Below are 9,723 nucleotides of genomic sequence, written 5' to 3'. Positions count from 1 at the left end.
TCACCTCGCTGTCCACCGGCCTCAGCACCACCAACAGCAACGTCACCTCGCTGTCCACCGGCCTCAGCACCACCAACAGCAACGTCACCTCGCTCTCGTCAGGCCTGAGCACCACCACCAGCAACATCGCCTCGCTGTCGTCCTCGACCTCGACCAGCCTCGGCTCGCTGTCGACGGCAACCGGCTCGCTGTCCACCGGCCTGGCCTCGACGAACAGCAACCTGAACTCGCTGTCCACCTCGACCTCGACCAGCGTCAGTTCGCTGTCGACCTCGGTCAGCTCATCGGTAGCGAACTCGTCGGGCAAGGTCGGCAACAGCATCGCCTCGGCACTCGGCGGCGGCGCGACGTACGACCCGACCACGGGCGCGATCACCCCGCCGTCGTACACGACGTACAAGGCGAACGGCACCACGGCGACGGTCGACAACATCGGCAGCGCGCTCGACAGCATCAACTCGACAGGCATCAAGTACTTCCACACCAACACGTCGGCGGGTTCGACGGATTCGGTGGCCACGGGCGTCGACAGCGTCGCGATCGGCCCGAACGCGGTCGCGAACATCGACAACTCGGTGGCGATCGGCAGCGGCGCGATCACCTCGGCGGCGGTGCCGGTCAGCTCGGCCACGGTCGGCAACATGACGTTCGGCAACTTCGCGGGCAACTCGCCGGTGGGCGTGGTGAGCATCGGCTCGCCAGGCTTCGAGCGCCAGTTGACGAACCTCGCGGCAGGCCGCGTCTCGGCCACCAGCACCGACGCCGTGAACGGCAGCCAGTTGTTCCAGACCAACTCGGCCGTGGCGTCGCTGTCGACCAGCCTGAGCAGCGCGGCCTCGTCGTACACCAGCGCGGTGGCGTCGCTATCGACTTCGACCTCGACCTCGCTGAGCGCGCTGTCCACTTCCACCTCGACGTCGGTCGGCTCGCTGTCGACCTCGCAGTCGCAAACCACCTCATCGGTGGCGTCGTTGTCCAGCTCGACCTCGACCACCACCGGTTCGCTGTCCACCGGCCTGTCGACCACGACCAGCAGCGTGGCGTCGCTGTCGACCACCACCTCGAGCGGCTTCAGCTCGCTGTCCTCGAGCCTGTCGGCGACGAACACGTCGGTCACCTCGCTGTCGAGCAGCCTCGGCACGGTCAGCGCCCAGGTGGCCTCGCTCTCGACCACCGCGGCGAACAACACCACGCGATCGCTGAGCTCGGGCGGCTACGCCGCCGACATGTCGGCAGCGGGCGCGCAGGCGCCGTCGGTCACGGCAGGTTCGAATTCGGTCGCACTGGGCCAAGGCTCGACGGACGACGGCCGCTCGAACGTGGTGTCGGTCGGCAGCGCGACCCAGCAACGTCAGGTCACGAACGTCGCGGCGGGCACGCAAGGCACGGACGCAGTCAACCTCAACCAGTTGAATGCGCTCTCCACCTCCACGGCGCAGTCGTTCGCGGGTCAGCAAACCCAGATCAACTCGCTGGGCTCGCAATTGCAGCAAACCCAGCAGGCGGTGCAGCAAACCGACAAGATGGCGCGCCAGGGCATTGCCGCGGCGACGGCGCTGACCATGCTGCCGCAGGTCGAGCCAGGCAAGACGATCAACATGGCGATCGGCGTTGCCCGGTTCGCGGGCGAATCCGGCATGGCCTTCGGCGCCAGTGCGCACGTAACGACCAACGGCATTCTGAAACTGGGCGTCGGCGTCTCGGGCCAGAACAAGACCTACGGTGTCGGGTATGGATACAGCTGGTAATCGACTCGCCGTTACCTCCGCCTCACCGCTCTGAAAAGCACCTGATCGTCTCCCTCACGCGCGTCGTGAAAGACGATCAGGCGATCTGAACAGCCGGCGCAACGCCGGCTGCGATTCGGGCGTGCGCTGCGCCCGGCATTCGTGCGCCGGCGCACACGGCCCGCCCCATTAATCCGAACGTCACGCGTCGATCCATCGGGTTGCCATGCAACCCGACGCGCGTTGCTCGTGCCTGCGCCTTCCCCGCCGAACGCTCAAAAAAATAAACTCCGGCGCACGCGTTTCAATGACAATCCCATCATACAAATTCAAATTGCCGGCTATTTAATCACTCACTTCACAATAATTACAAAAAAACATAATCGCCGAATTACCACTTTCCACATCTCGAAAACGAGGATCGAGCCGCTCGATTTACGCCACCTCCACGATCAATTGGCGATCGACACTTCCGCCCCTGAAATTCATCACCGCGACAGAACAGCCAGAAGCCCCGTCAATCGGCCATCCGAGCCGAATCACGCCCGAAAAATACAATTAATTGGGAATCTAGACAAAACTCCACATTGGGAAAAATCATACGTTTACAGATCTCAAAATATCTACATTTCAATTTGCTTTCTGCAATACACTCCGCGCACTGAAATATTTACCTAAGCCCACCGGAAATAAATACCGACATTATCCGAGGCTATATATTGATCTCACGGAGAAACGTAACATGAATCACAACTATCGCCCCATTTGGAATGAATCGATTAAAGCCTGGGTAGCCGGATCAGAGAAAGATTCGGCGCGTGGCAAGCCCGGTCAATCCACCGTGGCAAAAGCCGTTTCCACGGCGCTGTGTGCTCTCGTTTTGATCGGCCAAGGCGCGCAGGCGGCGGACGGCGGCATGCCGGCCGCTACGAAAAAGTGGGCTGCAATCGGCAGCGATATTTTCGACCTGCAAGGTGCGACTGCGTCGGGCAGAAACTCGATTGCTGTCGGCCGCGCCTCGGTTGCCGAGGACCAAGCATCCATTGCGATTGGCACAAAATCCCACGTTGCTGGCGCAGGCAGCCTCGCACTTGGCATAGCGTCTGAAGCCAAAGGCATAGCCAGTCTCGCGCTTGGCCCAAAGGCCCACGCCACTAACATGGCCAGCCTCGCGATCGGCTTAGAGTCTCGGGCCAATACCGCGGGCAGTGTCGCAATTGGCAGAGATGCGCTTGCATCGTATTCAAACAGCATCGCGATCGGCGAACACAGCCAGACGGCCGACTCCCCACCGACGTCCTTCGGCTATCTGACCGATCAGGCGGCACCCAAATCGGAGATGTCGATCGGCAGCACGACCCAACTGCGCCGCATCACCAACGTGGCCGACGGTGCAGCCGCAACCGACGCGGCAACCGTCGCCCAACTCCAAACCGGCATGACCCGGTCGGGCGAGCAGATCGGCTCGCTGTCCACTGCGTTGGGTGCAACCGACGGTAAATTGGCGACGTTGTCGAAGGACCTCGGCACCACAAATACCAACGTCTCGTCGCTGACCACCGGCCTCGGTGCGACCAACAGCAAAGTGGCCGCGTTGTCGAAGGACCTCGGCACCACGAATTCCAACATCTCGACGCTGACCACCGGCCTCGGTGCGACCGACAGCAAATTGGCCTCGTTATCGCAAGACCTCGGAGCCACGAATACCAACGTCTCGTCGCTGACTACCGGCCTCGGGGCAACCGACAGCAAAGTGGCCGCGTTGTCGAAGGACCTCGGCACCACAAATACCAACGTCTCGACGCTGACCACCGGCCTCGGGGCGACCGACAGCAAATTGGCCTCGTTGTCGAAGGACCTCGGCACCACCAATACCAACGTCTCGTCGCTGACCACCGGCCTCGGGGCGACCGACAGCAAAGTGGCCGCGTTGTCGAAAGACCTCGGCACCACGAATACCCATGTCTCGATGCTGACCACCGGCCTCGGGGCGACCGACAGCAAATTGGCCTCGCTGTCGAAAGACCTCGGAGCCACGAATACCAACGTCTCGTCGCTGACTACCGGCCTCGGTGCGACCAACAGCAACGTGGCCGCATTGTCGAAAGACCTCGGCACCACGAATTCCAACGTCTCGTCTCTGACCACCAACCTCGGCGCAACCGACAGCAACGTGGCCACGCTGACGAAGGACCTCGGCACCACCAACACCAACGTTGCCTCCCTGACCACAAGCCTGAGCAAAACCGACAGCAAAGTCGCCGCGTTGACAACCGACCAAAAAACCACGAACAGCAGCCTTTCGTCCCTGTCCACGGGATTGAGCACGACCGACAGCCACGTAGCTTCGTTGTCCACCGGCCTGAACACGACCGACGGCAACGTCGCATCGCTGGCATCGGCAACCACGACCCGAATCGACGCCCTGACTACCAACATCGACTCGCTGTCCAACGGTCTGTCGACGACGAACGCCTCGGTCACGACGCTGTCCACCAGCCTCGGCACGATCAGCGACCGGATCGCCGCGTTCACGACGGCAACGGCAGACACCGCGCAAGCGAAGAAACCGATGATCTACGCCGCCGACATGCCGCTCCAGGCCGCGCAGTCGCCATCGGTCACGACCGGTTCCAACTCGGTAGCCATCGGCCAGGCCTCGACCGACGACGGCCGCTCGAACGTGGTGTCGGTCGGCAGTGCAACCCAGCAACGCCAGATCACGAACGTCGCGGCGGGCACCGCCGGCACCGACGCGGTCAACCTCAACCAGTTGAATACGCTCACAACTTCTATGTCACAATCGTTCGCCGGTCAGCAGAACCAGATCAGCTCGCTGGGTTCGCAAGTGCGGCAAACGCAGCAGGCGGTGCAGCAAACCGACAGGATGGCGCGCCAGGGCATCGCCGCCGCCACCGCGCTGACCATGCTGCCGCAGGTCGAGCCAGGCAAGACGATCAACGTGGCAATCGGCGTCGCCCGATTCGCGGGCGAATCCGGCATGGCCTTCGGTGCAAGTGCGCACGTGGCAACCAACGGCATTCTGAAACTGGGCATCGGCGTCTCGGGGCAGAACAAGACGTATGGTGTCGGATATGGACACAGCTGGTGATCGAATCCCTTCATTCTTCATCTGGCAGCGCTGACAGGCGCCTGACCATCGGCATTTCGCTCTTCGCGCGAGATGGTCAGGCAATCTGGGAAAACGGCATCCATCAGAACATCGCCTTCCTGGCGATGATGCTGCAAAAATCCGGTCGCATCGGCCGGATTTATTTCCTCAACGGCGGCGACGCCAACCAGATTCCCACCGGTCTCGATTTCGGCGGCCTCGACGTGCCGCTCGTCAACCCGCGCGACGTCTCGCATGAACTCGACGTGGTGATCGAGATGGGCGCGCAGTTGCAGGTCGACTGGCTGAAATACATGAAGACGCTCGGCAAGAAGCTCATCATGTGCTTCGTCGGCAACGTCTATGCGGGCCTCTGCGAAACCCCCATCTTCAATCTGCCGTCGGGCCACATCTTCAACGGCGGCCCCTACGACGAAGTCTGGATGCTGCCGAAGGACGACAAGACGGCCGGCCCGCTCTTGCGCACGCTGATGCGCGTGCCGGTGCATTCGATGCCGCACATCTGGTCGCCGCATTTCGTCGAGCGCCGCGCCGCCGCGCTGGCCGAGGAAGGCATCCGCTTCGGCTACCAGCCGGGCCGCGCGAGCTGGCGGCTGGCCACGCTGGAGCCGAACATCTCGGTGGTCAAGAGCTGCCACTACCCGATGCTGGTGGCCGAGGAGTTCTACCGCGCCGAGCCGAGCGCCGTGCAGCACCTGTTCGTGGTCAACGCGATGCACATGAAGGAACACCGCACGTTCGTCCACTTCGCCAACAGCCTCGATCTGGTGCGCCATCACAAGGCCACCTTCGAGCCGCGCGTCGAAGTGCCGTCGTTCCTGGCCCAGCACGCCGACGCCATCATTTCCCATCAATGGGAAAACCCGCAGAACTACCTCTATTACGACGCGCTGTACGGCGGCTATCCGCTGATCCACAATTCGCCGATGCTCGGCGAAGCCGGCTACTACTACCCGGAGTTCGATTCGGCCACGGGCGGCCGCGTGCTGCACCAGGCCTGGCGCGAGCACGACACGAATTTCGCCGCCTACCGTGCGAAGGCCGACGCCGTGCTGCAACGCGTGTCGATCGATCATCCGGCGAATCTCGACGCCTACGTCGAACGCCTCGTTGCCTGACGGCATTCCGCGGAGAAACCTGCATGTCCGATAGTCCCGTCCGTGATCTGCCGAACGGCGGCAAGCGCCTCGTGGTCGGCGTTTCGCTGTATGTGCGCGGCGCCGGCCAGTCGTTGTGGGAAAACGGCATCTTCCAGAACTGCCTGCTGCTGGTGCTGTTGCTGCGCCAGTCGCCGCTCGTCGCCGACGCGGTGATGGTGAACGGCGGCGGCACCGAGCCGGCCGATCCGCAGATGATGCTCGGCGAATGGAACGTGCCGCTGATCTCGATGGACGAAGCGATGGCGCGCTGCGACGTGCTGATCGAGATGAGCGCGCAATTCAACGCCGACTGGATCGCCACCTATCGGGCGCGCGGCGGCAAGGTCATCACGATGCGGGTGGGCAACGATTACGTGATCGACATCGAGCGCGCGATGTTCGACAAACCGTCGGGCTTCCTGTTTTCGGGTGCGCATTACGACGGCGTCTGGACCATTCCCGAATTCGAGCACTCGTGCCGCCACTACCTCGAAACGGGCCTGCGCCGCCCGGTCACGATCGTGCCGCACATCTGGCATCCGATGCTGTTCGACCGCGCGCGCGCCACGCTGGAGGAAGGCCGCGCGTTCGGCTACCAGCCGGGCCGCGCGCGCTGGCGAATGGCGATCTTCGAGCCGAACATCTGCATGGTGAAGACCAGCATCATCCCGATGCTGATCGCCGAGCAAGCCTATCGCGCCGAGCCGTCGTTCGTGGAATTCGTGCGCGTGTGCAACGCGCTGCACATGAAGGAACACACCACGTTCGTGCACTTCGCGCGCAGCCTCGACATCGTCAACCACAGCCTCGCCACGTTCGAAGGCCGCTTCGCGCTGTACGAATTCATGTCGCAGCACGGCGATGCTGTGATATCGCACACCTGGGAAAACGCCCAGAACTACCTCTATTACGAACTGCTGTACGGCGGCTATCCGCTCGTCCACAACTCACCGTATCTCGGCAAGTGCGGTTATTTCTACCCGGATTTCGACTGCGAGGAAGGCGGCCGCCAGTTGTTGCGCGCGTTCCGCGAACACGACGCGAACCTGGACGCCTACCGCGAGAACGCGGCGCACCTGCTGCATTCGGTCGACATCGACAACCCCGACAACGTCGCCGCCTACACGGACGCGCTCGCCGCGCTGTACCGGTGAAGCACGGCACGCGACACCACGCTCAACCGGCATCCGGAGGCCCATTGAAATCGATCATCGTTCGCGGCGCCGCGTTGTGCGCCTTCGCGGCCTGCGCGCCGCTCGCCCTGGCTCAATCGCAGCCGCAGGCCCCGGCCGGGCAATCGCTGTCGCTCGCGCCCGTCAATGCCGGCACTTCGGCCGACGAGCTGCTGCGCGACGGCGACTACGCGCTCCAGTTGATCGACGCCGGCCGCTTCCAGGATCTCTGGAACGACGCCGCGCCGTTCGTCAAGCAGCGCTACGACGCGCAGCATTTCGCCGACGACGTGCGCGGCTCGCGCCAGGCAGTCGGCCAGATCAAGGGCCGCGGCTGGGCCGCCGTCACGCGCATCATCTATACCGGCGCGAAGGACGTGCCGGACGGCCTCTATGCGAATGTCGATTACGCCACCACGCAGGTGTCGGGCAAGGTGGTGTACGAGAAGGTCAGCTTCCGGCTCGAAAACGACGGCCGCTGGCATTTGACGGGCTACGTGCCGCGCGTCGCGCAGGGCGCGATTCCGGGCAATTGAGCGGCGAAAGCGCTCAGGCGTCCTCGCCATCGAGGTAGGGCGTCAGCACCTGCTCCAGCCATTCCATGAACACGCGCACCCGGCGCGACAGGTTGTGCCGGTGCGCGACCACCAGCCAGACCGGCAATGGCGCGGGCCGGAAATCGGGCAGCACCTCCACCAGTTCGCCGCTCGCCAGGAACGGGCCGAGCCGCGAGCGGCTCGCCTGGATCAGCCCGATGCCGGCCACGCCGGCCGCGTAATAGGTCTGCACGCTGTTCACGCTGAGCGCGCACGGCAGCGCGAGCGTCGCGGGCCGGCCGCGCTCCACGTACTCCCACAGCGCCGAGCGATGGCCGAACGTGGAGGTATAGAACACCATGCGATGCCCGCGCTCGGACAGCTCGCGCAGGCTGCGCGGCGTGCCGAAGCGCCGCAGGTAGCCGGGGCTCGCCGCGTTGACCATCCGCAGGCTGCCGAGCCGGCGCGCGACCAGCGTGTCGTCCACCAGGCCGCCGATGCGCAGCACGCAATCGATCCCTTCCTGAATCAGATCCACGCGCCGGTCGGTGCTCGACAGCTCCAGTACCACCTCGGGATGCGCCTCGATGAACGCCGGCAGCGCCGGCACCACCATGGTTCGCGCCAGCTCGGTGGGCAGATCCACGCGCAACCGGCCGCGCAGCGGCGTATCGTGGCGCACCGTGAACATCGTCTGCAGCGCGTCGGCATCGGCCAGCAAATCCTGCGCACGCTGATAGAACACCTGGCCGTCCTCGGTCAGGTGCACGGTGCGCGTCGAGCGATGCAGCAGCCGCGCGCCCAGCTCCGCCTCCAGTGCGCGCACCGTGTTCGACGCCCGCCCCTTCTGGATGCCGAGGCTTTCGGCAGCCCGCGTGAAACTGGCCATTTCGGCGACGCGCACAAAGATCCGCAGCGAATCCAGGTTCGGCATTGTGATGTTTGAAAATAACAGTGCGTTCAGATTGGCGCACTTTATCGCATCGGACCGCGAGCGCATAGTAAGCGGCTTACGGCTGGCGCCGCCGGCCGAACGATGGAGATCACGATGCGTTACAACCAACTTGGCAACACCGGACTGTTCGTGTCCGAAATCTGTCTCGGCACGATGACGTTCGGCAGCCCGGAGCAGGAAGGCATGTGGGGCAGCATTGCCAGCGTCGGCCAGGACGCGGCCGATACGATCGTCGAGCGCAGCCTCGCCGCCGGCGTCAACTTCATCGATACGGCCGACGTCTACTCGTTCGGCGAATCGGAAAAGATCCTCGGCCAGTCGCTGAAGAACCTCAAGGTGGCGCGCAAGGACGTGGTGATCGCCACCAAGGTGTTCGCGCAAGTCGGCAACGGTCCGAACGATCGCGGCGCCTCGCGCGGCCACATCCTCGATTCGGTCGAGGCGAGCCTGGAACGCCTGCAGACGGATTACATCGACCTGTATCAGATCCACGGCACCGACACCGTCACCCCGCTCGACGAAACGCTGCGCACCTTCGACGACCTGATCTCGCGCGGCCTGGTGCGCTATGTCGGCGTGTCGAACTGGCAGGCATGGCGCGTGGCGAAGGCGCTCGGCATCGCCGCCAAGCACGATTACGCACGCTACGAAAGCGTTCAGGCCTACTACTCGATCGCCGGCCGCGATCTCGAGCGCGAGCTGGTGCCGATGATGAACGAGGAAAAGCTCGGGCTGATGGTGTGGTCGCCGCTCGCGGGCGGCCTGCTGTCGGGCAAGTTCGGCCCCGGTTCGAGCGACGCCGAAGGCCGCCGCGCCAACTTCGACTTCCCGCCCGTCGACAAGGATCGCGCCTGGGCCTGCGTCGCGGCGATGCGCCCGATCGCCGAAAAGCACGGCGTGAGCGTGGCGACCGTCGCGCTGGCCTACGTGCTGAGCAAGCCGTTCGTGACCACGGTGATCACCGGCGGCAAGCGGCTCGACCAGATCGAGCAGAACCTGGCCGCCGCCGATGTGAAGCTCGATGCGGACGACCTCGCGAAGCTCGATGAGGTGAGCGCGCT

7 protein-coding genes are annotated in these 9,723 nt (G+C 64.0%); 6 read left to right on the top strand and 1 reads right to left on the bottom strand.

The window, feature by feature from the left end; all coding sequences use genetic code 11:
- From ACYP33_RS22475 to ACYP33_RS22455, 5 genes are all read left to right on the top strand, one after another.
- On the top strand, positions 1-1,748 hold a 1,748-nt coding region (locus ACYP33_RS22475; RefSeq protein WP_459623985.1), incomplete at its 5' end, for a YadA family autotransporter adhesin.
- 721 nt (positions 1,749-2,469) lie between these two features.
- A complete protein-coding gene (locus tag ACYP33_RS22470; RefSeq protein WP_459623984.1) occupies positions 2,470-4,839 on the top strand; it encodes a YadA-like family protein in 2,370 nt (789 codons plus the stop codon).
- Positions 4,836-5,978 (top strand): DUF2827 domain-containing protein, encoded by a 1,143-nt coding sequence (locus ACYP33_RS22465; protein WP_459623983.1) that lies wholly within the window; start codon positions 4,836-4,838, stop codon positions 5,976-5,978. Before ACYP33_RS22470 ends, ACYP33_RS22465 begins: the two co-directional genes overlap by 4 nt.
- A gap of 23 nt (positions 5,979-6,001) precedes the next feature.
- Complete coding sequence (locus tag ACYP33_RS22460; RefSeq protein WP_414448297.1) at positions 6,002-7,153, top strand: DUF2827 domain-containing protein; 1,152 nt, start codon at positions 6,002-6,004, stop codon at positions 7,151-7,153.
- A 44-nt stretch (positions 7,154-7,197) separates the two neighbouring features.
- Positions 7,198-7,707: a DUF4019 domain-containing protein gene (locus ACYP33_RS22455; RefSeq protein WP_459623982.1), complete on the top strand. Its 510-nt coding sequence runs from the start codon at positions 7,198-7,200 to the stop codon at positions 7,705-7,707.
- Between the two features lie 13 nt (positions 7,708-7,720).
- On the opposite strand, the gene ACYP33_RS22450 is transcribed toward ACYP33_RS22455, so the two are convergent.
- Entirely contained in the window at positions 7,721-8,641 is a 921-nt protein-coding gene (locus ACYP33_RS22450; protein ID WP_459623981.1) for a LysR family transcriptional regulator, read from the bottom strand.
- 114 nt (positions 8,642-8,755) lie between these two features.
- On the opposite strand from ACYP33_RS22450, the gene ACYP33_RS22445 reads away from it, so the two are divergent.
- Positions 8,756-9,723, top strand: a 968-nt coding sequence (locus tag ACYP33_RS22445; protein WP_459623980.1) for an aldo/keto reductase, incomplete at its 3' end; no start/stop codon positions are given.

The sequence above is a fragment of the Burkholderia sp. 3C genome, assembly GCF_054589155.1.
This window is presented reverse-complemented; position numbering and strand designations above follow the sequence as displayed.

Excerpts from the sequence above, each read along its gene's own strand:
- ACYP33_RS22450 (WP_459623981.1), bottom strand. The coding sequence starts at position 8,641 with ATGCCGAACCTGGATTCGCTGCGGATCTTTGTGCGCGTCGCCGAAATG.
- ACYP33_RS22470 (WP_459623984.1), top strand. The coding sequence starts at position 2,470 with ATGAATCACAACTATCGCCCCATTTGGAATGAATCGATTAAAGCCTGG.
- ACYP33_RS22460 (WP_414448297.1), top strand. The coding sequence starts at position 6,002 with ATGTCCGATAGTCCCGTCCGTGATCTGCCGAACGGCGGCAAGCGCCTC.